The 24,437-nt window shown below is 39.2% G+C and carries 24 protein-coding genes; 6 read left to right on the top strand and 18 right to left on the bottom strand.

The genetic code is table 11. From position 1 onward, the window contains the following. Positions 1-283 precede the first annotated feature (283 nt). The 4 genes from H6G68_RS20815 to H6G68_RS20800 form a co-directional block, all read right to left on the bottom strand. Positions 284-1,369, bottom strand: a complete 1,086-nt coding sequence (locus H6G68_RS20815; RefSeq protein ID WP_190908348.1) for a DUF5895 domain-containing protein — start codon at positions 1,367-1,369, stop codon at positions 284-286. Between the two features lie 211 nt (positions 1,370-1,580). Beyond that, positions 1,581-2,552, bottom strand: a complete 972-nt coding sequence (locus tag H6G68_RS20810) for an N-acetylglucosamine kinase (RefSeq protein ID WP_190908371.1) — start codon at positions 2,550-2,552, stop codon at positions 1,581-1,583. A gap of 95 nt (positions 2,553-2,647) precedes the next feature. Then, positions 2,648-2,965, bottom strand: coding sequence for a hypothetical protein (locus tag H6G68_RS20805; RefSeq protein ID WP_190908347.1), 318 nt, complete (start codon positions 2,963-2,965; stop codon positions 2,648-2,650). 459 nt (positions 2,966-3,424) lie between these two features. Continuing rightward, on the bottom strand, positions 3,425-4,708 hold the full coding sequence (locus H6G68_RS20800) for an MFS transporter (protein ID WP_190908346.1): 1,284 nt from the start codon (positions 4,706-4,708) through the stop codon (positions 3,425-3,427). A gap of 332 nt (positions 4,709-5,040) precedes the next feature. Here H6G68_RS20800 and H6G68_RS20795 point away from each other — a divergent pair, with 332 nt between their 5' ends. After that, on the top strand, positions 5,041-6,930 hold the full coding sequence (locus H6G68_RS20795) for a type IV secretory system conjugative DNA transfer family protein (protein ID WP_190908345.1): 1,890 nt from the start codon (positions 5,041-5,043) through the stop codon (positions 6,928-6,930). Between the two features lie 354 nt (positions 6,931-7,284). Continuing rightward, the gene (locus H6G68_RS20790; RefSeq protein ID WP_190908344.1) at positions 7,285-8,142 is read left to right on the top strand and encodes an SDR family NAD(P)-dependent oxidoreductase; all 858 of its coding nucleotides are present in this window, start codon (positions 7,285-7,287) and stop codon (positions 8,140-8,142) included. 211 nt (positions 8,143-8,353) lie between these two features. Here H6G68_RS20790 and H6G68_RS20785 read toward each other — a convergent pair whose 3' ends face one another. From H6G68_RS20785 to H6G68_RS20745, 9 genes are all read right to left on the bottom strand, one after another. Beyond that, complete coding sequence (locus H6G68_RS20785; RefSeq protein WP_190908343.1) at positions 8,354-9,013, bottom strand: hypothetical protein; 660 nt, start codon at positions 9,011-9,013, stop codon at positions 8,354-8,356. Positions 9,014-9,109: 96 nt separating this feature from the next. Next, positions 9,110-9,418, bottom strand: a complete 309-nt coding sequence (locus H6G68_RS20780; protein ID WP_190908342.1) for a type II toxin-antitoxin system RelE/ParE family toxin — start codon at positions 9,416-9,418, stop codon at positions 9,110-9,112. Next, complete coding sequence (locus tag H6G68_RS20775; RefSeq protein ID WP_015217560.1) at positions 9,418-9,675, bottom strand: type II toxin-antitoxin system ParD family antitoxin; 258 nt, start codon at positions 9,673-9,675, stop codon at positions 9,418-9,420. Before H6G68_RS20775 ends, H6G68_RS20780 begins: the two co-directional genes overlap by 1 nt. Positions 9,676-9,821: 146 nt before the next feature. Then, positions 9,822-12,554, bottom strand: a complete 2,733-nt coding sequence (locus H6G68_RS20770; protein ID WP_190908341.1) for a DEAD/DEAH box helicase — start codon at positions 12,552-12,554, stop codon at positions 9,822-9,824. Positions 12,555-12,680: 126 nt separating this feature from the next. Beyond that, entirely contained in the window at positions 12,681-13,532 is an 852-nt protein-coding gene (locus H6G68_RS20765; RefSeq protein ID WP_190908340.1) for a hypothetical protein, read from the bottom strand. A gap of 6 nt (positions 13,533-13,538) precedes the next feature. Further along, complete coding sequence (locus H6G68_RS20760; protein WP_190908339.1) at positions 13,539-13,949, bottom strand: hypothetical protein; 411 nt, start codon at positions 13,947-13,949, stop codon at positions 13,539-13,541. Between the two features lie 335 nt (positions 13,950-14,284). Next, positions 14,285-14,995, bottom strand: coding sequence for an AbiU2 domain-containing protein (locus H6G68_RS20755; protein ID WP_190908338.1), 711 nt, complete (start codon positions 14,993-14,995; stop codon positions 14,285-14,287). 50 nt (positions 14,996-15,045) lie between these two features. Further along, entirely contained in the window at positions 15,046-16,302 is a 1,257-nt protein-coding gene (gene fcmB, locus H6G68_RS20750) for a filament morphology actin-like protein FcmB (RefSeq protein ID WP_479686161.1), read from the bottom strand. A 313-nt stretch (positions 16,303-16,615) separates the two neighbouring features. Beyond that, on the bottom strand, positions 16,616-17,275 hold the full coding sequence (locus H6G68_RS20745; protein WP_242045343.1) for a hypothetical protein: 660 nt from the start codon (positions 17,273-17,275) through the stop codon (positions 16,616-16,618). Between the two features lie 238 nt (positions 17,276-17,513). Between H6G68_RS20745 and H6G68_RS26970 the strand changes: the two genes are divergently transcribed. From H6G68_RS26970 to H6G68_RS20730, 4 genes are read left to right on the top strand one after another with little or no spacing between them, the layout of a single operon-like run. Then, the gene (locus tag H6G68_RS26970) at positions 17,514-17,675 is read left to right on the top strand and encodes a hypothetical protein (protein WP_206757412.1); all 162 of its coding nucleotides are present in this window, start codon (positions 17,514-17,516) and stop codon (positions 17,673-17,675) included. Next, on the top strand, positions 17,672-20,401 hold the full coding sequence (locus tag H6G68_RS20740; RefSeq protein ID WP_190908336.1) for a TnsA endonuclease N-terminal domain-containing protein: 2,730 nt from the start codon (positions 17,672-17,674) through the stop codon (positions 20,399-20,401). Before H6G68_RS26970 ends, H6G68_RS20740 begins: the two co-directional genes overlap by 4 nt. Next, positions 20,401-21,411: an ATP-binding protein gene (locus tag H6G68_RS20735; protein WP_242045342.1), complete on the top strand. Its 1,011-nt coding sequence runs from the start codon at positions 20,401-20,403 to the stop codon at positions 21,409-21,411. Before H6G68_RS20740 ends, H6G68_RS20735 begins: the two co-directional genes overlap by 1 nt. An 11-nt stretch (positions 21,412-21,422) precedes the next feature. Beyond that, the gene (locus H6G68_RS20730; RefSeq protein WP_190908335.1) at positions 21,423-21,563 is read left to right on the top strand and encodes a hypothetical protein; all 141 of its coding nucleotides are present in this window, start codon (positions 21,423-21,425) and stop codon (positions 21,561-21,563) included. A 9-nt stretch (positions 21,564-21,572) separates the two neighbouring features. Here H6G68_RS20730 and H6G68_RS20725 read toward each other — a convergent pair whose 3' ends face one another. The 5 genes from H6G68_RS20725 to H6G68_RS27335 all read right to left on the bottom strand — a co-directional run bounded on the left by H6G68_RS20725 (position 21,573) and on the right by H6G68_RS27335 (position 24,330). Next, positions 21,573-21,983, bottom strand: coding sequence for a hypothetical protein (locus tag H6G68_RS20725; RefSeq protein ID WP_190908334.1), 411 nt, complete (start codon positions 21,981-21,983; stop codon positions 21,573-21,575). Positions 21,984-22,107: 124 nt separating this feature from the next. After that, positions 22,108-22,410 carry a hypothetical protein gene (locus H6G68_RS20720; RefSeq protein WP_242045341.1) on the bottom strand — a complete coding sequence of 101 codons (303 nt, stop codon included), beginning with the start codon at positions 22,408-22,410 and terminating at the stop codon, positions 22,108-22,110. Between the two features lie 226 nt (positions 22,411-22,636). Next, positions 22,637-23,656 carry a DNA polymerase III subunit delta gene (holA, locus tag H6G68_RS20715; protein WP_190908333.1) on the bottom strand — a complete coding sequence of 340 codons (1,020 nt, stop codon included), beginning with the start codon at positions 23,654-23,656 and terminating at the stop codon, positions 22,637-22,639. Beyond that, a complete protein-coding gene (locus H6G68_RS20710; protein WP_242045340.1) occupies positions 23,653-24,099 on the bottom strand; it encodes a hypothetical protein in 447 nt (148 codons plus the stop codon). The genes holA and H6G68_RS20710 overlap by 4 nt, the downstream gene beginning before the upstream one ends. A gap of 21 nt (positions 24,100-24,120) precedes the next feature. Continuing rightward, positions 24,121-24,330: a hypothetical protein gene (locus H6G68_RS27335; RefSeq protein ID WP_242045339.1), complete on the bottom strand. Its 210-nt coding sequence runs from the start codon at positions 24,328-24,330 to the stop codon at positions 24,121-24,123. Between the last annotated feature and the right edge of the window lie 107 nt (positions 24,331-24,437).

Genomic DNA, 24,437 nt, shown 5'->3' with positions numbered 1-24,437 from the left:
TACTATAATTCCCAACGTAAATTCAAGTAAGGAAATAACACAGATTACTAAATCTAGCATTCCTAGTCTAATTAAGTACAAAATTATCTGTGTTTATCTGCATCCATCTGTGTTTAATTATTACTGCTTGTACCTCACTTGAATAGGAATTGCTATATTTTGTCTATTTACCTAAAAATGACTGTAAATAAAAATAAGGTCTGGCTTTTATAATCAGAAATCTACCATAGTTTTTGACTACAGTAGATTTTCTATTCAAAACAGATGATTTAATAGCATTGAACTACTCGTCATCGTCTTCAAAAACGAAATCATCATCGTCCAACTCCTTTTCTAAATCATCATCTTCATCCAGGAAATCATCGTCATCTTCAACCACTTGAATTTTCCGGGGTGGTTTAGTTGCAGTTTTAGATTTGCGGACAGTTTTAGTTTTGCTTTTATTCTTGTTTGGTGGTAAAACTTCCACCTCTACAGAAGTTGATTCTCCTGGTAAAGCAGGTAGAGATTGTGGTTCATTGAAACCAGCGATAGCATCATGCTGTTGCCAAATTAAACTTTTAGCTGTGGTTTTACCTAAATACAGTTGGGGGAAATTTTCAACTGTGGGTTTAGTGTAGGCTACAGTTTTGCAACAGTTATGTTTATTCTTACCTTCACCTTCTTTAATTGCTCTAAACTCAATTTCTAGCACGCCTAAACTCCGCCATTTATCACTTTTACCACTAAATGGTACTTGGAAATAATCAGCAAAGGTTTTCTCTAATGAACGGTAAAACTCTTCACGGACTGATTTAAAACTCCAAAGAGCTACATTCTTGAATCGGACAACAACAGGAGTAGTATGTAATGGTTGATTCTTGTTATCAAGAAACATAATTGCGTGTTCTGAACAGACATCCATTGTTCTTTTATCAAGACTATTCCTGTAGTCATCATAAAGCCCAACAAACGAACCACCTACTTCTTCAACATCTGATTTATAGCGGATATATTCTGGTGCAAAAGCTAAAACCAGTAACCGACCTTCAGTAATTAATAGTCCGGTGACATCTTCAGTTAAAGTGACAGTAGTTAAATCATCTTCTTCAGGCATTTCTAGCCAACCAGCTTTTTCTAACTGGTCTTCTGGAATCAAAAGTCCAGCAGGTTTATCGTTAACGACAATGCCATAGGGAAGAAGCGGTTTACGGACTTGGTTATAATTATCATTGAAGAGTTCTGGGTCTATTTCAAATTCGGTTTCTTCAAAGTCATAATCATCAGGTTCAGTTGCTCTGGCTTTGGTAGTTTTAGGTTTTGCAGCAGCAGTTTTGGGAGGAGATTGATTAGGGCGATGAGAGTTGTTTGTAAATTTTGATTTCACCATTGGACTGTATAAATATGATTGTCCAATGTCTGAGGCGTTAGCCTCTAAATTCAGTTATTGAGTTTGCTTAACGCTCGTTGTGATTTCAAGTTTGAAATTGCCGCAACGGCAAGGTGATGGTTGAAAATAGCAACGGCAAGATGATGGTTGAAATCATACTCGCCCTATAGAAGATTGGGAATTTCGCATTTTTTTGTTAAACACCCATTACTTACCAATTACCAGATAAAGCCTTTAATGCCAACAAACCCGCCCCATAAGCTGGTTCATGGTGGGGATAAATCACATTTACCAAAGGATACTGATCAATAATAGACTTGACAAATCTTTCCCGTAACCCACATTTTCCCTGCCAGATGCTTCCGGTGATGACTACTTCCACAACCTGCTTAGAATCAAAAATGTGATCAATAACTGTAGAAGTAGCTATTACCAATTCTTTAATAGCTTCATCAATAATACTATTAGCAATTTTATCACCTTCACTAGCTGCTTGATCAACAATTGGCGCTAAAGCTGCTATTTCTTTTACACCCCATCCTTTTCGATATATCACCTCTATTAAGTTTTCCATGCTTTCCAGTCCAAGATGCTGTTGCAAATTCTCCACAAGACTTGTTGGTTTACCACGTCCATCATAAGCCTTTAGTGCTGCTTGCATTCCAGCAACAGCTATTTTATAGCCGCTACCTTCATCCCCTAAAATATACCCCCAACCACCGACTCGTTTAGTTTCTCCTTGATGATTTCGTCCAAAAACAATAGAACCAGTTCCGGCTGCTACCACAATACCCACAGCATCACCAATTCCTCCTATTAAGGCAATTAAAGCATCATGACAAATAACAATATGAGATGGTTGTAATTCCCAGGTAATTGGTAGGATATCTTTGCTATTTTGCAATTGACTGACTATAGCTTTTACTACTTCCATATCCTCTGGCCGACTAACACCTGCTAAACCCAAACAAATAGCGATAATATTAATATTATTTATGTGATTTAAGGCTGTAATTGTTGCTTGATGAATTGCAGATTGAATTTGTTTTTGGGCGGCTGCTATACCAATACTTTGATAATTAGAAGCTCCTGCTTCACCTCTTGCTAGAATCTTACCAGCATCATCCATAATGATACAAATAGTTTTGCTACCACCGCCATCAATACCCAAAATACAATTCATATAACGCTCTTTCATCACTATCGGATAAATTGATGAATTTTCAAGGTTACAGCCCATGAGAAATTAAGGTTTCACCCTGATTTGACGGCAGCAGTTTAATCATCCAACCATAAATAACCTTTTTCTCCTGCACTATTACCTTTCCATTCCATTTGTTCACTCATAGCTTTAATTTTAACAATAATTCTTTTTGGATCTTCTGATGATTGTTCCCAATCTTCAATTATTCCTTGTAAATAAGATAATTCTTTTTTGGTTTCATGAAGTGCAAAATAAATACCTTTATCTAATTTTTGTTTAGTCATATGTTTTTTCGCCACCCACCAATGACCACTTCTGAAATACCCATTATTTAATCGTTCCACTCTAAGTCTGTCTTCACAAATAACATGGATTCCTGCAACTCTTGACATTTTAACGTTTCCTTTAATTATTACATTGGTATTTTTAACGCATGAAAACTAGTTGTTGGTCTTAAAATAATAGGTTCTTCATTATTATGCTAAATACGTCTACAAATGAGATGAAAATCCTTACTGGGTAAGAACAACAGCCGTTATTGTTAACGGTTTCGGCTTGGTTATGAAATTTAGTAGACAAAAGCCTGTAAGCATTGATTTTAAAGGCAAGTTCTGGATTTTAATGATTCAGCATAACACCTACCGAAGAGCCAAATAATATAGCAGTCCTACCCTAAACATGAGAAAATACGTAGATAAAAATCCTTGTTTTATAAGCCTTTAATGCTTATTGAACTCTCACGCATCATTTAGGATTGCTATATAATCCAAAATACTTAAACAAAAGAAAACCTCACACTATTTCAACAAAAGATTTCTGAAAATCAGATGAGCAGTGTCCATTCTACAACATTAATTTACTTGGCGATTATTTTCCGGTTCTAGAGGGATAAAAAATATCGTTAACATCCCCGGAATGGTTAGCAAACAAACCAAGACAAAGAATAATGGATATCCTAATGCTTGTTGAATTTGTCCACTAATTGCTCCTGGTATCATCAAACCTAAAGCCATTAATCCCGTAGATATGGCAAAATGAGAAGTTTTATATTCTCCTTTAGAAACATACATTAAATAGACTGTAAAGGCTGTAAATCCTACACCATAGCCAAATTGTTCTAGGGAAACTAGAGGATAAACGAATTTTATTGGTGGTTTAGCATAAGCCATATATAAATAAAAAATATCAGGGAAATTTAATGCTAAAGCCATCGGTAATAGACATTTTTTTAACCCAAAGTTAGCGATTAATAAACCTCCTAAAATTCCACCACATATCAGAGATACAACCCCAAATGTACCGTATACTAAACCAAATTCTTTGGTAGATAAACCTAATCCTCCCAGTTCGGGTTTATCTAATAAAAATAAAGAAGCTATTTTCAGTAGCATTGCTTCACCAAATCTGTAAAGCAAAATAAATGCTAAGATTATGGCTATTTTGGGTTGCTTAAAATAGGAAACAATAATCTTGACAAAAGGTATATTATTTATATTTAATGATGGATTTGATTCTAAGTTGTTATTATTTGATTCTGGTTTTGGTAAAATGACTAGATGAAAAACAAATAAAAATGCAAAGATGACAGCAGCTACACCGATGACAATACTCCAACTTAAAGGAATGTTTTGAGTTGATTCTTCTAAATAACCTGCTAAAAATACTAAAAATCCTGTACTAAATAAAATTGCAAATCTATAAAACAGTGAGCGAATTCCCACAAACAAAGCTTGTTGTTCTGGGTGTAAAGCCAGCATATAAAAGCCATCTGTGGCAATATCATAAGTAGCAGAAATAAATGCCGCAATGGTTAATATTCCTAGAGATATAAAGAAAAAATTGGGAAGATGAAAAGATAACGCTAAAAAACTCAAACAGAAAAACATGATAATTTGCATTGTCAGCAACCATTTTCTTTTCGTTGAGTAAATATCCACAAATGGCGACCAAAACATTTTCAAAATCCAGGGGAAACTGATTAAACTTGTCCAAAAAGTAATTTGAGTATTGTCTATTCCCAGTTTCTTGTAGAAAATGACAGATACTGCATTAATAATCATGTAGGGTATCCCTTCAGCGAAATAAAGGGTAGGTATATAAAGCCAAGGGGAAAGAGATGTAGTTTTATTTGTCATAGATTTGATTTTCAAAATAAATAGTTCCCCTGATATACAGAGGAGTTAAAGGGAAATTATAATACTTTTGTGTCTTTTGAAAAATTTTTAATGTTAAGAGAAGTTACACATTGATAAAAAGACAACAAGTGAATATATTCATATCTTTTTTTACTGTTGCGGTGAGGGAATCTGTTGTTTATAGGATTTGTGTAAAAATAACTTGAACAATTTTTATATGACTAATTAATTGAACTTGATATTATGTCTATCTCAAAAAAAATATCCAGAAGGTCAATTCCCTAACTTTGACTTGGTAACTAAAATTGCTGGTAAACCCATACTCAACCGCCATGAACCCTTACCAGCAAAACTTACCAAACCACCATCTCACCACTCAATCGGCACTAATTCAACTACCATCTTACCAACCAACACTAGCCAGTATTGATTTCGGTAAATTTTTTCAACAGTACAACAACCCCCAAGGCTGGACAATGATAGGTGGACTATTGGTAGTCCTAATTCTACTGCAAATCAGTGGTACGGGTAAAGGCAAAATCACCACTGGTAAAGTCTGCGGTGTCAGCGAAAAACTAGCAGCCACTAACCTCGCATTTAAACAAATCCAAGAACACAAACACAATAAAGTAACCCTGTGGTCTGGTACTCCCCGTTACTGGGTAAAAGGTAAGTGGCGGGGTTTAATGGCTAACCTGCAAATTATGCTAGGTGCAGCACCTACAGTGTGGTTTCCTCATGCTGAACGGGGAACACTGGTAATAGGTGCGCCTGGTTCGGGGAAAACTTACTCAACCATTGACCGGATGCTAGAAAGTGCAATGCAGCAAGGGTTTCCGATTATACTTTACGACAAGAAAGGCGACCAAATGCGACTCCATGCACCTTTAGCTGCAAGGTATGGCTATAAAGTGCGAGTATTTGCCCCTGGTGAAGCTTTTAGCGGTGTGATCAATCCCTTGGATTATATGCGGGATGCACGGGATGGGGTGATGGCTGGGGAAATTGGTCAAGTCATTAACCGCAATGCTGCTAGTGGGGGTAAAAGTGACGAATTCTTTGCTAAAGCCGGGGATTTGTTAGCAAAAGCATTATTACAGTTAGTCAAAGGTTCACCATACCCAGATATGGCCATGTTATATGCGGTGTTGCGGTTGCCAAAATTGGTACAACGTCTTGATCATGCGGTACAGTCTAAACGTTTAGATGAATGGGTAGCCACTTCATTTATCCAATTTTTGAGTGCTAAGGATGCAGAAAAGACCGTTTCCGGGATTTTGACGACAGCGGCAGGGACTTTCTCATCTTTTATTCAAGCTGATTTGTTACGGGCATTTATCGGTCAATCGGATATTCCCACTCAGCTATCAGGTAGAGAAATGGTGGTGTTTAAGCTAGATGATGAACGTCGCAGTGTTGTTGGTCCTTTACTGGCAGCAGCAATGCACTTAATGATTGTCGGTAATTTGAGCCGTCCCCGTAAAGACCCGTTGATTATTTCTTTGGATGAATTACCATCAATTAAGTTAGACCGACTGCCACAATGGATTAATGAATATCGTTCTAATGGTGCTTGTTTTATCTTAGGTATCCAAAGTTTAGAGCAGCTTTACGATATTTATGGGGATAAAATGGGGAGTGCGATAGCGAAGCGCTCCGTAGGAATCGCTTCGGCTTGCAGTACCCATGTTTTGTTCAATCCTGGTAATTACAAAACTGCTGAAGATTACTCAAAACGTTACGGTGAGAAGGAAGTGCTGATTAAAAATCGGACTACAGGGCGAACTCTTGGTGGACAAATGAGCCGTTCAATCAGTTGGAGTGAGAATTTACAAAAGATGCCTGTTATCAGTGCTGATGAAATTCTCAAGTTTCCCCAAGGTAAATGTGTAATTACCAGTCCCGGTTACAGTTCCGGGGGACAGGCTTCTATTCCTTATCCTTTAATTATTCCTGTGTCGAAAACAGATGAAAAACGAGCTAAGGACAGTGAAGGTCTGTGGGACACACAAGTTAGATTGGCTTTAGAAAGTCAGGTGACAATTCCTGATCTTAAAATGCTCACACAGGCATTGTATGACCGCATTGAGGAAGCAGGAAGGATGTTGCCATTACCAGAGGAAGATGTGGCCACAGTCCAGGAGTCGAGTAATCATCAAGAAACTGATGTTTTAGAGAATTTTGCAACACGAGTTTATCAAACTCCGGGATTGCAAGGATAGGAAGTTGATGGTTTTTACGAGAGTTTCATTAACAATTAATGTCCTAAGCATTCTGTCCATTGCTATAAATCTTGTTAAAGATGCTGTTGCTTTTCTGTCCGGTTTTTCGAGCTTTCATTTGCATAATTTATTAGTAAGCCATCTGATAGGCAATGTCTAACCTAAAAATGGTTCTGTCCGGTGAAACCAATAATTTAGGTCTTTGCGGCTAGTAGCGATGAGTAAATTAAAACATATTACTCAGTTTTTAAAATCCGGTTGATCAAGGTGGCATCCATACATAGCGACGTGCTGGCACTTAAAAGAATTGCTACTAATTTGTAATTGCAGTAGTTTCATCATCACAGAAAATTCATGGTTGCAGAAAATCAAAATACAGTAGTGGTTACAGGAGCTTCAACAGGAATTGGCCAAGCCTGTGCTTTGCTTTTAGACCAGTTGGGCTTCTCTGTTTTTGCTGGTGTACGTCAAGAGGTGGATGCTCAAACACTTAAACAGAAAGGGTCTCAAAGGCTGATACCGATTTTTTTAGATGTGACTGATGCTGAGTCTATCGCATCTGCGGTTGATACGGTCACAAATGCAGTGGGTGGTGCTGGAATTTTAGGTTTAGTGAATAATGCCGGAATTGCCGTCCCTGGACCTTTAGAATTATTAGAGATCGCTGACTTTCAACAACAAATGCTGGTTAATGTCACTGGTCAATTAGCTGTAACACAAGCATTCCTCGGTCTATTACGCCAAAGTCGCGGTCGAATTGTCAATATGGGTTCTATTGCTGGTAGAAGTCCGACTCCGTACTTGGGAGCTTACAATGCCTCAAAATTTGCCCTCGTTGCACTCACTGATGTGATGCGGATGGAATTACGACCTTGGGGAATCTCGGTTTCCATTATCGAACCTGGTGCGATCGCTACTCCAATCTGGGAAAAGTCCTTAAGTCAATCGGAAATAGCACAGGATAATCTCCCGCAATCGGCACAAAATCTCTATGGTCAGGCTATGAATATTGTCCGTAAGAAAATGCAGATTCTCGCATCTGGGGGAATTTCTGCGGATATTGTCGCTCAGGCTGTTGTCCATGCGCTGACTGCAAAGCAGCCAAAGACACGCTATCTTGTTGGCAAAGATGCCAAAATCGGAGCGATACTGAAGCATATTTTGCCGGATCATCTGCATGATCGGTTAATTTTATACTCAATGGGTTTGTAGATTACTTGGGACAGAATGGCATGACCATGTTCAGGTCGCAGGTTTATATTGCTACCCAACTACGGTGATGCCCTAATTATAGCAGGAGTCAGGAGTCAGGAGTCAGGAGTTAAACCCTCTTGTAGTGGGAGTTTCATTATCAATTGATGTCCTAACCACCCTGTCCACGGCTATATCATCAATTTTAGCTAATGACTGAGGTATTAGCCTCTTAAATACTGACTTCAGAAATATTGTCTAAATTTATCATTGATGACGTTATTTCCTGATTTATTTGATTTGATTGGGCATCATTTTCTTGAGGTTGATTCAGGAGTTTAATTAACCATCTTTCAGTCTGCCGATGATACTTTTTATGCCAACGTATATTTAATCTTTGGGGTGGTTTCACAGGGTCTAATGCTAAAATCACAAGCTGCATTCGGTTAGGAATAACTGAGTATTGAACGGTCGTAGTCCACAACTTTACTCGGTCTTGCCAGCTTAACTGAGGATGACGCACAGCCCATTCATAAAGTCTGGGGATACCTTGTTTAAATGCTATATTTGTGGTGACTTGAATAAAGTAATTATCGTTATTAATCATTAGGGGGGCAATGACTGGGTTATCAACTAATAACTTTTTGCGAGATTGAAAGATTTCTGGTACAAGTTCCTGTACTTGAGCAACCCATTGAGCAATTTGAGGATGGGCATTTAATAAAGGTTCTACAGGGAGTTGTAAAAATAATTGTTTCATCAGCAAATGGAAGTTATCTGCAATAATAGAATCAACAGGAGAGTGATTTGAATGATGTTTTTGATAAGGGAATAAAAGTTGTTGCTGTGTTTTCTTAATTTGTTGAATATCAGCCAGATTAATTATTGGCATAATTGGGAGAAAATTGCATCTCTCCCAGGCAGCGGTTAGCTGCTATTGTCTTTTATAGTATTAATTGTAATTACATTATTTTACTTTTCAGGCAATTTATTTATTTTCTAAGGAATCCTCAAAAAAGCTAGGGATATCTCTTGCCCCGTGAAATACACGGATAACTTCAATTCCTTGGTTGAGGGGGTAGTAAAAAATCAGATAACTCCCTACAGGAAAACTCCGTAAACCTGGCAGTAATTCATCACGTTTTCTGCCCATACCAGGATTTTCTGCCAGAATTTTGAGTTTGTTTTCTATCTTTTGTAAGAAACTATCTGCTTTTTCAAGGCTTTCATTAGCTATGAAATCCCAAGTATCTAATAAATCAGCTTCGGCAAGGGGTTTCTTCAGAATAATTGCCATTATTGAGACTGTTTCTCCTGCCGCTGTTGTTTTGCTTTGGCAATGATTTCACTCATGTTTAAGGGTGTAGATTCTCCGCTATCAATACCTTGTTGAATTTCTCGTCGTAACTCAGCAAGACGTATTCCTTTCAGGGCATCTTGTTCTTTGAGTAGCCGCAGTCCTTCCCGAATTACTTCACTGGCGGAAGTATACATACCGCTTTCTACTTTAGAATGTACCCACTTTTCTAGTTCGGTGGTTAGAGAAACGTTCATTTACAACCTCTATCTAAAAAGGCTTCCACTAATCATTCTACTGGGAATAACAGAAAATAACAAACTTTGTTATTTTGCTAATCTATTACCCCAGTTTAATCAAGACGAATAAAGCTGTTTATTAACCCTTTACTTGCTATTCTTAATTATTTAGCTATAGCGATCGCATCCAACAACACCAACCCCAGTTGCTTCAATAAAGCAGTATTCCCATCAGGACAGCCATATTGAATTAGGCACTTCGCACAGCCAGTATGACAATTACAATCTCGTGCCATTACCCTACCAACCTCCGCAAGTTTTGGCAAATGTTTAAACACAGCTTCAGCCGCACCATTGCCACCATCACTGGTATCATAGAAGTAACCAGTGTAATTGTTATTTTCCTCTAACTCCTTCACCACTGTAAAATTCACCTGTTTGGGGTCAACTCTAGCTACAAGCTGTAATGCTCTCATAATTTGATGTCCAAAGCTGTGCATAGCAATGAAGGGACTGGAATATTCCCACAACTGTTGATAACCAGAAGGTATCGGTTCTTTACTGCGAGTTAAACTGGTTCTAGTTTCTTTAGCAAACTGTTGGATGTATTCTCGCGCACTTGAGTTAATTGTTACTTTTACCATAGGGGCGGAAAACTGGGTGCGAAAAGGCTGTTCAAACTTGGCTTCTGACAGGGTTTTGACAATTACAGCTTTGCGGGTGAGTTTACGACATAGGGGACAACGCGGTTGTTGAGGTAAGGGTTCTTTATAGTTGAGACAGCGTTTATTCAAACAAGTCTGCTCGTAAATTTGCGTCATTAAACTGTAACCACTAGTAATGTGTTTAACTTCACCAAAACTCAGTTCTAGGGTTAAGTATTCCTGACATTCTTCAACTTTAGACAGAGTTGCAGGGTGCGAAATTTTATCCTTTATTCTCTGTTCCTCTTCCTCCTTCACAGATTTTCCTCTGACTACGATGTCAGTCTTGTGCGAAACTTTCCCCTTTATTTTCTGTTCCTGTTCCCCCTGTTTCTTTTCTTCTATACCATCTGGAGAAAACAGTAATGGTAAATGCACTGGGTCAGTTAACACAGTTAAACTACTGGTTTGTGATACCGTAGTTGCAACTGTAAAAATTGCCTTATCTGTTGTTTGTTTTAAAATCGCTCGTTTACTGTTAAGGTCGAGAGAAATACATTGATAAGTCAGCATTTGTCCCTTAGTATCTTGGCGTTTATAAATGGCTTGGGGATGCACTTCTCGATAAGCGATATCTTCAGATATTTCCTCTAATTCTTCCCCAGAAATTGCATCTACTAATTTGATAGTTGTTTGCGATAAACCACCCCGAAAATTAACATCTTTATGAGGATAACCTTTAGCCCATAAACCATTACGACCTTTGTGTAAATGTCCTTGGGCTAATAACAGTTTGGCAACATCAAAAGCGGCTGCACCAAAATAGTGTTTAATTTTGTTAGTGGGAATGCCTGTTTCTGCGGCTGCACACATCAAATGTTTGGCGGCAAAGATGGGATATTCATCATTAAAAAACACTTCTTCAGATTCTCCAGATACCAGCATTTCTGGATGTTCTGCTACATAACAGTCAATGGGGTTGAAAGCATTGGGAAGCAGCACTGTGAGTCCTGGTTGAGAACGTCCGGCTCGACCACTGCGTTGCTGATATGCCATTTTAGAACCAGGCCAGCCACGTAAAACACAACATTCTAATTCTGGTAAATCTATTCCTGCTTCTAAGGCTTCTGTGGCAATTATCCACTTGATTATACCAGACTGAAGTTGATTAACTACTTCGGCTCGACGCTCGGCAGTAATACCACTGTAAAATGCGGTGACTTGGTTTGATTTTAACAGTTCTGTGACTTCTCGCACACTGCGCCGGGAGTTACAAAAGGCGATTCCTGATTTATTTTGATTGAGTAAAAATTGAATTATCCGGGCTGTGTCCGCAGTTAAATTATAACTTGGTTGGGTGACAATTACTTGTCTGGGTGGTGAAGCTGCGCCACTTTTACGAATCCAAATTAAGGGTTTGGGGTTGAGTTTAGTGGGTTTTAAACCGGAGATTTTCAAAGCTAATTGTTTAGGATTTCCACAAGTAGCACTCAGGAAGATAAATTGCAGGTTTTGGGAGTCACCACCGTAATGATCTACTGCTAGTTTAATACGGCGAATTAACCAAGCCATATTTGCGCCATAGCTACCGGAAAGGGTGTGTGCTTCATCAATTAAGATGTAGCGCAATCGTTGATAAAAGTTTGCCCAATTTGGTGATTTCCAAACTTGTTTGAGTTGGAAATGAATTAATTCGGGAGTGACACCTAATATATGGGGTTCACTTGCTAGAATTTGTTCTCTTTCTGCTGATTTAACATCTCCTGTGATCATTGCTAAAACTGGGCGATATTTTGGGGGTATGGTAGAAAGGAGTTGTGAGATTTTATGGAATTGGTCGAGTGCTAAAGCTCGCAGTCCATAAAATGCTAAGGCTCTGTGTTGTTGATTGATGCAACCTTCGATAATGCCGGGGTATGTGCTGAGGGTTTTACCACTGGCTGTAGGGGAAGTGAGGATGAAACTTTTACCTGTTCTAATTGCTTGTAAGGCTTTGATTTGATGGGAGTAAAGTTGGGTGATTCCTAATGATTGTAGGGCTTTTATTAGTTGTTTTGGTAGGTCTTTGGGGATGGTTTTGAGGTTAGGTTCGGTGGCAGGAATTATTTGTTGATAGAGTAATTCTTCTGCTAGAAATTCGGTGATTTCTGTTGGTTCTGGGGGATGATTATTTGAGGAGGAATTTTCGGCAATGGGTGTGGTAGGTGGTGTCCACAGGCTTTGTAGTAATAAGCTGTAGTTGGGCGTGTTCATGGTGGTGTTTTTTGAACATTGCCCTCATAAATCCCCCATTGGGGGAAGATATTAAGTTGACAAAAGTAAACTCCGAATTTACAAAGTTATTTTTGATAAATGCCATAGTAATTTACTAGAAAATTATCATCTGGCAAATATTTTACTCTCTGAAGGATGTTTGTAATGGGGTTGATTAATTGTTGGACATAAATAGTCAAAGGAATTATCAGTATGTTCTAGTTGCATATTTCGGGGTGCATTTAAAGCAATGACAGCATCTCCAATCTTTTCACAACGTTTGCAGTCACAGGCTGTTGCTCCTTGAGCTAATATTTCTTTTAAATTATTGGCAATATTAATAAATCCTCTAGTATTTGAGTTTTTGGGTAGTTGAGCAGCAATTTGAATTAATTGCTCAATTTCTGCACGGTATTGTACTAAGAGAAATTGGTCAATCTGACATTTGCTGCGACAGTTCTTTACATCTCCAAATTCATCAGCAAACTGTTTTAATCCAGCCGCCAGATTTTGTAAGTCAAGGGTAAGGGGTACAAGGGCGCGGGTACAGGTGGTAGAATCTGTATTGGTATTATTAAACTTTTTTCTGAGTAGAAGTTCAAAACGTTTGATATAAATTCCTAAAATAGAGATAGCTTTTTCTTTATCTTGGGGACTACTAAAGTTGAGTTGGTGGGTGCTAAAAAGTTGGGGAATAAGTTGTAAAATAGCTTTAAGTTCGCTGGTTTTAAATCTATTACTCCACAGTGCAATTGCATCACCAATATTATTAATAGTTTCTAGGCGCAGCACAAAGTAGAAGGAAATAAGATTAATTAGATAACTGCGTCTCATTTCCATCTGCACGTAATTAGAAATATAAAGCGGTTGGTCAGTAAATTGAGATTCAAAATACTGCTTATAGACTTGCGTACCAAGTAGCAGAGAACGTAAAACTGAGGTATCTAGAAAGTGTTGAGGAATAGATTTATCATCCATTTTGTATTATTCTTCGTCTTTATGGATATCCAGGCTTTCATCAAGTTTGACTCCGAATGGTAGGGTATCAAAGCCTAAGTTTTCTAGAGTTAAAATTGCTGTTTCAACTGATGAATTGTTGATTGCTTCTTGATTTACTAGAGATGTAAGTAATTCACAAACGCCCTGGTATTGACTAGCATTATAGTCAATCCAACGGTTAGAATATGCCAGTGCATCATGTAATGCCATTACCACTTCCGTATAGGGGTCAAAAGGTAATTTATCGCGCATAACACGCATGGTACGCAGTAGGTTATCTGCATAGACAGATGCTATTGGTTCTCCAGAGCAAGAGGAGAGTTTTTGTAAATCTATTAAGATAGATTTGGTGATTTCTACTCCTGAAATTTCTAAGACTGTCTGCTCAATATTCATTGTTTTTATTCAATAATTTTTGAGTTTTTAATTAGCTATTGTTTTCTATTTTAATACATATTTATCTGTGTCGGGAATTGTTTGTTGCCAGAGTAATTCTTCACCTAGAAATTCGGTGATATCTGTTGGTTCTGGGGGGATGGTGATTTGATGGTGAATTTTCTGGAATGGGTGTGGTAGGTAGTGTCAAAAGGCTTTGCAGTAATAAGCTATAATTGGGCGTGTTCATGGTGGTGTTTTTTGAACATTGCCCTCATAAATCCCCCATTGTGGGAAGATATTAAGTTGGGATAGATAGTATTTTCGCTTTGAAATATCTAAATAAAAATTTATTTTTAAAAGTTTATCCCTTCTAGTTTTAGCTCTATCGGAGGCATAGATAATTTTTGCATATATCTATTACAAATTATAACACCTTGAGTTGTTAGTTGATATAATTCACTAAAAGCAGGTATATCCTTATCTAAAATTTTATTTTCCTGGTGATTAACAACTTCAAACACTTCTTGACTTATTTGGTTTAAAATTATATTTCTTTCCACAGTAGGTAGTTGTTCAATAGGTTCTGTAGTGATACGACCTTGCTGCCAATAAAAATCGTCTCCATATTTTTTATATACTTTTGCTATATCATCACCAATTCGTGAAGGAAATTGTCTGTGATCTGTATGAGCGACAGTTTTATCCCTCAAATGTTTTAGCTTTTTTACTAAATTATCCTCTCTGACAAATTTTTTATCATCCTCTAAAATTTTATGATCAAGAGTTTCTGAGCATCCCCAATATCTATAATTAGATCCAATCATATTTAGAACTTTTAGAAGTGTCAAGCTATCTAAATCATCATCATAAGCTCTAGTTAGTTTTAATAATCCAGTTTCATAATGAGCCATGCGTGACAAATAAAAGAAGGGTGGATACTCTTGTAATCTTTTGTTAGATTCATGTGTCATCCATTCATTAATTTTTAAGTGAAAATGTGATAGATATAAACTTTCGCCAAGTTCTTGAATTTTTAATGCAAATGTTTCTCTAGTAATGGTCATAGATTATCGGCTGATATTTTGTTTTTATTTCAACTATTGTAACATTAATTTTATGACCTAGCATCACGAATAGCAGCAGATAATTGCGCTTCTCCATAAATATACTGCCCCAAAGCATTAGCTTGTCGGGAAGGTGCAGCTAAATAGGCATTGATTTTAGCTTCTTTGAGCAGACGTTGGACATCTTCCCAAAAGAAATCTCCACCACCACCTGTAATAATCACATCATTTACCCGCTCTGGCAACCACGCTAACACACGAGAGCAGTTTTCACGGTAAAAGTACTCTGTCAGATAGGGGATAAAATCATCTAAGTTGGTAGGCTTACTTGCACCTTTAGGACGGTAAAATCTTTCACCTTTAGGTTTATTCACCGCAGAAATCAATGCTAAAGACTGACTATCAGCACCTCCTATTTCATAGGCTATCAATTCATAAAACTTGCTCATTCCAAAGTCTTCACTATTAGAAAGATATTTAACAAAACGGAAATTATCTACCATGATCATGTCAACAGTTTGATATCCAATATCAACAACTGCTAGTGGTATTTTTGTAAAATCTGGAAATGTTGCGACTTTATTCGGTTGAGTTTCTGACCATAGTAAACTACCATAGCCATTTGGCATTACCCATACCTTAGTAATATTCAAGGACACTAATTCACCTCTAAAATTCATTACATGGAGGCCAATTAACAACCTATCCAAATGCGCTTTCTCATTTTCAAACTGCTCTAAGGAAACGAAAGGTAAACTCAGGACAACAGCAATTTCATCTTTAAGCTTAAAGTAGCCAGCAGATGATAACACTTTGATAAGTGCATCCTCTAATACAGATTGGCCAAGACCGAGATTTGCACCAAAGTCTTCTGCTAATTGACCAACAGCATAACCAATATCTTGATATTCTATCCACAAATTCATTAATGGATCAGTTCCTTTGGCTTCCAACACCAAGCCACGAATTTGTTTTATTGACATTTGCTTCACAGGAGAAGGAATGAAAGCCACATTACCAGGTTCACGACTCACACAGGTTTTTATAGCACTTCTACCTAAATCAACACTGAGAATAGTTTTACAAAAAATATCATTTAGTTTTGCTTTCTTAATTAGTATTTTTTCGCTTGTGTTTTCTGCTTCTATAGCTTTGACTTTTATTGCTTTTAAAAGACGTTCATAGTAGTCATTTGGAACGATGATTAACTCCTCTTGTAGTTGCTCAAGAACTTGGTTGGTTTGTTCTACTGCTGTTTGAAATTTGTTTAAAGTATCTGCTGTAGGTTCTCTATCAATCTCCCACATTAAGTAAATAAGATTTTGCTGTAATAGTAATGCCACGCGCAAATAATTTTTTTCTACTTCACTTAATGCAATCTGTTGAGTTAAGTCGTCAATTTGCTTTTTACTTTCATCAGCAAGTTCATAGTATTGTTTTTGTAGATTCGTGTATTTCTCAACTAATTCATTTGCAACTTTCCTGTGATGTTTCGCAGATTGTCTATCCTTTTCTCCAGCAGCATGAGAAGTAAAAGCACCTGCAACAGCACCAACAGCTAGACCTACAGCACCAAATACAAAAGGTAGTATAAAAATCATAGAATTCTTGATTTATTATTTAGTGACTAGGAGGAAGGTAAGGAAGTTGAGAATTAGGCAATAATTTACTATCTGCTGATGTCAGTCCTAAAGATTGAGCAATAGCCACTGATTCACGTAACCGTTGCATAGCCCCTTCTATTCCTGGTGCAATTGGACGATTTGTAATTTCTTGATTAATTGCTTTTGCTTCTGCCAAAAATGCTAGATTTTTCTGATGTTCATAAATCAGATCATTTTCAATTTCTTGTAATCTTCCTAATTCTTGCTGAGTTAAAGATTCATAATAGGTTTTTACAGCCTGTTTGTGATCATCTAAGATTCTGAAAAACTCAACAGCCATACCTCCAGCACCAACCACAGCTAATAAAGGTGCTACTGTAGTTAAGGCGATCGCTATTGGTGGACAAGCCGCAGCTAATGTTGCTGTCGTAAATGCTGTTACACCCCCAACTGCACCACCCATAGCAGTATCTTTTAATGTTGCTGTAGCTGCTTCCTGTGCAGAAATTTCACCTCGAACTACACGCAGCCCATGAGTTAGAAGTGAGAAAGGTACAGTTGTAACTGCACCCACAGCCGCACCCATTGGTGCAGCTTGCAGTCCAGCTTTTACAGCACCAGTTAAATTATCAAAGTGATATTTAGCATTGAGTCTCATCTGCTCTTGCTTAGTCATGGGTTTACCACCACGAGCTATATTATCTTTGCCGTTCTCCCATTTGATATTGCTCGGATCATTAGAACCGCCTTGACTGTGGGGCTTAATGTGCTTTTACCTCAAAAATGACCAAACTTTGAACCATAAGCTGACTAAAAATTAACGGAACATCAGACATTGCAGCAACAAGTTAGATAAAATTTTGTATCAATACATGGCCGCGTGTTGAAAAAGTGAATCATAATAGAGCCAAGAGTTGTCTAAACCCCAAATAGTCAAAATTGCCCAAATCAAACAGCAATGTCATCAACTTTGGAGCCAAGTTATGGTTCAAAGAAGCTCTGACGGACAGTATTTGTTGATTGTAGTCAAGGTAAAAACTCTTTTTATCAGCACCCTCAATGTTGCAAATCAATGAACTCAGAAGAATTTGAGTATTGGTGTAGACGGCAACAACTAACGGCACAAACAATAGATTTGATTGCCAAAATTCGTGCTGCTCCACCCTCACGTCGTGTACAGGGACGAGCCAAAAACGTCAGTGGAGTATACCCTAGTCGGAAAATGGGTCAAACCATCCAATTTGAAAGCCACACCGTAGAATTGTGGGCAATCTACCAAATGGAAAACGACCCAGAAGTCTTAGAATATTACGACCAGCCCCCACTCTTCAAAATCCAGTACAAAAACGCAGCAGGACGTAACATAGGTCATTATCATACCCCTGACTTCTTTGTATTACGCTCCACAGGAGCAATGTGGGAAGAATGGAAAACAGTCAAAGAATTAGAGCGACTAGCCCAAAAATACCCAGGACGCTATCAAAAAACAGAAACCGGACATTGGCACTGCCTCCCAGGAGAAGCTTACGCCTCCTCCTATGGACTAAAATACAACATCCGCACCGATGCTCAACTACATCCAGTCTTCACCCAAAACCTGATGTTTTTGTCAGATTACTTCGGGTTCAACACCAACATTCCCCCCAGCGTCACCGAAAAAATACAGCAGTGGGTAAAAACCACCCCAGGAGCAACAATTGCAGCAATGCTGGCATCAGTTCCCGGAGTCAGAGCCAACGATGTATACGCCATGATTGCAACCCAACAGCTGTATGTAGACTTGTATGCTGTCCCATTAGTTGAACATTGGCGCGTAAAACTGTGGGCAAATCAACAAACTGCGGATGCTCATACCCTGGTAACACAAGAAACCATATTACCCAACTTAGAATTCATCTCACCCGCAACACTCTTACCTAACACAACATTCTTGTGGGACTCAAGACCGTGGACTTTAGTCAACCACGGTGAAACCACAACCACGCTACTACCTGAAGTTGGGCAACCAATACAGTTGCCAACAGCATTTTTTCTCCAATTGCTCTTTGCAGGTGATATTAGCATCCAATCAAAAGAGGAACTCAAAAGCACCAACGAAACCGTGCGCTCATTGATGGATGCCGCCTCTCCTGCTGACTTAGAACAAGCAAACCACAGATTTCATCTAGTACAAGCATATTTACAGCGTCACGCAGACATCTACAAAGACATCAAACCCCGCACCCTGCGTCGTTGGGTACAACAGTACCGTGAAGCTGCAAATAGCTTAGGTTGTGGTTATGTTGGTTTACTGCCACGGACAAAGAGTAAAGGAAATCGTCAACCCAAAGCACCAACTCAAGAAAGCGAACTACTCGATAAATTTATTACCGAGCATTTTGAAACCCCAAGACTTTCCCCAGCAGCTTCAGTCTATCGAGCATATACCAGAGCCTGTCTATCCTTAAACATCCAACCACTCAGTCAGCGCACATTCTATTCAAGGGTTAAAAAGCGACCAATCCACGAACAAACCAAAAAACGTCAGGGAGCAAAAGCCGCATACCCAACAGAACCAAAAATCTTAGAACTAGCCAAAACCACACCCCGACATGGAGACAGACCCTTTGCCATCGTCCACATTGACCACACCCAACTCGACATCGAACTACGCTCACAAGCTACAGGCCGGAACTTAGGAAGACCTTGGCTAACATTACTCATTGATGCCTATTCTCGACGTATCCTCGCCCTTTATCTCACCTTTGACCCACCCAGTTACAGGTCTTGCATGATGGCACTACGGTCTTGCGTCCAGCGTTTTGGTCGTTTTCCCCAAGCCGTAGTCGTAGATGGAGGTAAAGAATTTCATAGCCTCTACTTTGACACCCTACTAGCACGCTACCACTGCATCAAAAAAACCAGACCTGGTGGCAAACCGCGTTTTGGTTCAGTCATAGAGCGATTATTTGGCACAACAAATACCGAGTTTGTCTATAACCTATTGGGTAACACCCAAGCCAGCAAACAGCCACGACAACTTACTCCATCCGTTGACCCCAAACAACAAGCCGTGTGGACATTGGCAGATTTGTATACCTACCTCACCGAATGGGCATACTCTGTGTACGACACAAGTGAACATGATTCCCTGGGGGCAACACCATTGCAAGTTTATACCGACGGGTTGCTGATAGCAGGAGAACGAGAACACCGACACATTGCCTACAACGAAGACTTCCTCATGTCCACACGCCCCAGTACGCCCAAAGGAACGGCTGTAATCCAGCCCGGACAGGGAATTAAAGTTAACTATCTATATTACTGGAACGACGCTTTCCGTAATCCTGGCGTTGAAAAAACCAAAGTTCCCGTGCGCTATGACCCCTTTGATATGGGTGTAGCATATGCCTACCTAGAAGGACGTTGGGTTAAATGTATCTCCCAGTATTACAGCACCTTTGTGGGACGCACGGAGAAAGAAGTGTTGTTAGCCGCCCAGGAAATTAGACAACAGGATAAACGTAATGTTGTCAGTACGAATATCTCAGCTAAACGATTAGCAGATTTTATCGCCAGAGTGCAAGAGCATGAAACGCTGCTACTGCAAAGATTACGGGATTTGGAAGCCAAAAGTGTACGGGAAAATTTAACGTCTGGTGGACATGAGGTATCCCCAGTTATTCAAGTTCCAGTTATACCGACAATACCGAAGTCAAAAGCCAACAAATCCAACCAGGAAGATGTCGCCAAAGTTCATAAAACTGAAAATGTCCAACTGTTAGATGTCACAAAACTGCCTGTCTTTGAGGAATACAGATAATGGAGAACTTTCCTGAATCAGCACAGTCCCAACTCAAGCAATTCAAGGAATATGCGATATCTCATCCCCAGTTGGCACAAGTGGATATGTTACTGATGAGTGCGATTCGTGAACCTGCGGGGTTTGCTCATGTCCTGGTGTATGGACCTTCTGGTGTGGGAAAGACGACGATGATTCGCCAAATTACTAGACGGTTAAATGGGACTGCTGTTGAACAGAATGGTGTTCGTGAAGGAGGTTATCGCAACGGCAATGTTTCCCCAATGCCACTATTGCCAATCGAAACCCGACCTCCTGACGGTGGGGTGTTTAATCGGGCTGATTATTACCGCACCGCACTGAGGTTGTTGGGAGAACCATACTACGAGCGGCGGATGATGGTGGATATTGATGCCGAGCAGACTTGGGAGAAAAAAGGACGTGGACGCAGTAAAGCGGCACAGTTCAATGATTCTCCTGAACTGCGTCAGGCTTTAGAGGAGGCAATGAGCAAACGCGGTGTTAAGGCTGTGATTTTGGATGAGGCACAGCATTTAATGAAGATTGGTAGTGGGGCTAGTGGTGGTAAGCTTTTAGACCAGTTGGATTGGATTAAGTCGATGACGAATGTGACTGGTGTACTGCATATTCTCATTGGCACTTATGAACTTTTGAATTTTCGCAATTTAAGTGGACAGGCATCACGCCGGGGGTTGGATATTCATTTTCCCCGTTATTTGTTTCAAAATGAACAAGACAGGCAGGATTTTCAGGGAGTTTTACTGGCGCTGTTCAAGCAAGTTCCCCTTCAGGTTGATATTCCGGCTTTAATGCAGCATTGGTTTTATTTTTATGAGCGTTCTATTGGTTGTGTGGGTGTGTTGAAGGATTGGCTGATTCGGGCTGTGGCGGCGGTGTTGCATGATGGCTTTGATACGCTGACTTTGGAGCGGTTACATGAACATACTCTTTCTCTTGCCCAGTGTGAACGGATGGCGATAGAGCACAGCATAAGAAGGATACTGCTATAGTTTCAGAGGAAATGCCACAAGATACACCTAGTTCTAAGAATGAGGTAATATCTTTAACAACTGAGTCGGAAAATGTTGAGGCAGTTCCCAAGAAAAATGGGCGTAGGAGTGTTGGACAACGCAAGCCACAGCGAGATAAGGTTGGGGAGTAGTCACAAAATTTACAATCTTTTGCTCAATAGAGTGATGTATTGATTAAGAGCTTTTTGGGTTGTTTTGTATCCAGGGGCTTGTTTACCTAATTTTAGTTCTTGTAACACTTGGTCACGTAAAGCTTCAAGTTCTGTCATGTTGGGCGGTGTTGGTGTATGCGTTTCAGCGATGTCAGGTTGTTGATCTTGATTTTTATTTCTCCGTGTACTACACGGAAAGAGGTCTCCTTCTTTCCATGTATTACTTGGTAGGTTGTTGCTTTTTACTATTTCTTCTAAATAATCTGCTCTTGTCATTCTGTTGCATTCAGCAGCTATGCCCAATGCTTTCCAGGTGTCATCAGTCAGTCTCAGTGAGCGTACCTGACGGTAATCATCGTTTTTCAGGGCGAATTTTCCCTGGATATCCCGTTTCAGCATAACCGTTACCATGTAATACACCGTTAGGTTAACAAATTTTTACCGTGTATTACATGGCGAAATTAATTTTCTACTTTGACTGTTTTTTTACCCATAAGATGGACATCTACTTTGTGAAGCATATCTATGCCAAAAAGCTCACTTGTTCCTTCAAATTACACTTAATGTGACTAGCGTGTTTATCAGATAAATACTGTTCTACATTCTTATTCGCAGTTTTGCTATCTATACCAGCCCGTTGAGAAGAAGGTATTTTCTCTAGCATTTGTTGGGATTCTATTCTGGTTCTGATAGGTTCGCCAGGGCGAATACCACCTTTACTTAATCTATCTGCTGTACTTTTAGATATATCCTGTAAATTGACATGGTGAATCTTGGTTGTTGCAGCAGCATTGACAGCAGTATTACGCTGGGAATCTTCAGACATAGACGATTACCTTTTTATATTTGACAGCAGTGTTTAATAACATAAATTTACTCTATACCCATAGTAATTGACTACTGCTAAGAATAAATATTGGAAATATTTAAAGAAGAAACGTAACTTGTAAACTTCTTGCTTGCTATCAATATCATTATTAGTGAATTTGGATTTTAGACCGACATCAAACATCCAACCTAAAATCCAAAATTATCCCTCAACTTCTTCCTGATTAAACTACCTGAAACAACCTACAAACACCAAGAATCACTACCAATAAATCCCTACCATCAGCACCCCTCTTAATAGACATCTCTACATCCAAAATCATAGTCACCGCCTTAGCTAAAGCATTGATACTTGTATTTGCTACCTCCTGACGCAAATAGTAAATACGATGAGGATTACTGATATTACACAATTGAGCTAATTCACCATCCTTCTTCACCCCAGAAACAATTGCAGATTTCACCCATAACCAAGTTCTAAACTGCGTTAAAATAGTGCTGACAATCACCATTAAAGGTATGGACTTGCGCCACGCTTCGCTATGAGAACGAGACAGTAAATCATCCAACAACTGCAAAACTTGATGGCTTTTTCCTTCACGCATAGCCGCAGCCAATTGTAGGCTATTCTGAGTTTGACATGGAACTAACTCCTGTACCTCCGCAAGCTCTAACTTTCTCCCCTGAGCATAGATATCCAGTTTGCGTAACTCAGAAGCAGCACGGGTCATATCATTACCAATAGCCTGTGCTAAATATGCCACCGCCTCCTCTGACAGCAGCAGTTTAATTTTCTTAGCTGTAACAGCATTATCTGTAGTGTTCGTGTAGAGTTTTGCAGCCAGCGAAACTATCGCCTGTTCAATCAAATCATGCCGCCAAGGTGGTATCAACGAAAACTCAAACAACTTGCCATACTTAACCAAATGCTTGTAAACCTTCAACCGCTTATCTACATTAGTCGCCACAAACACCAAAATTGTCGAATTAGGCAATTGCACCAACTGTTGCAAAGTTGCTAACTCCGGATCACCCCACTGCTTGAGGTGGCAATTTTCCACAATTACCAGTTTTTTACCACCAGTCAGGGAACGAGTACGAGCCACACTCAAAGCTTTGTCAAGCTGAACAGCCGGAAATCGGTGATAGCATAGAGTCAGCCATTGGGCATCAATCTCAGCTTTGTACTGGTTTAGCTGTTCTTGAATAGCGTATTCGTCATCACCTGTGAGCAAAACAATCATCCTCTTACCCTCCCATTATTACTGAGATTGGCAGTTTTAATCAACACAGTCAGAGGTTTTGGACTTTGGGTAGCTCGTTGCAGCATTTTAGCGATCGCCTCTTTGCTATTCTCAAACTTTTGCAGGTAAGCTGGTGTCACCTCTAAAATTGCCTTAGACCCTTGCAATTTCACCAGATTTGCATGAGCCAATAGCTTTTGATGGTTGGGTTTAGCCTTATCCATCACCTGCTGCCATATTTGCGCTAAATTAGCAGTATTAGAAGCATTAGCGGTATTGGTTGCAACTGCTGGTAACAGGCTTTCTTTACCTGGATCATCCACAGGTTTATCAGTTACCTTGTTGATGGTGTACGTGCCATAAGTTGGTAACAATTTGCCATCATACCCAGGTTTCACATTTACCGTCTTCGTTGCACCCCCAGGCAATAAACCAGGCAGCAAATTGAGTAAACAAACCTCCAGCTACACTGCTGCATTGACTGTATACCGCAGATAATTTTCAGCTTTTTGTAACTCTGCTAAAGACAAATTCAGTGTCTCGAAATTCCAGTGTTTGGCAAAAGCTTTGAGTTGGGTATGGCTGACACAACCAGTCAGTAAGGCTTCTTCCTTGGGTGCAGACTTGATAATCAGTAGATCTCGATATGTTTGCAGTAAATTTGAGATAATCAATAGACATCTCCGAAAAAGAATTAAATTATGGTATAAGAATATAAAAGTGTATTTTTTGGTAAGACGTTATGGGCAGTATATTTGAATATATTCAGAGCAATCCTCAC

It is taken from the genome of Anabaena catenula FACHB-362 (assembly GCF_014698735.1).
Classification (GTDB): Bacteria; Cyanobacteriota; Cyanobacteriia; order Cyanobacteriales; family Nostocaceae; genus Anabaena; species Anabaena variabilis_A.
The sequence above is the reverse complement of the archived record's forward strand: the minus strand, read 5'-3'. Positions and strand labels throughout refer to the sequence as shown.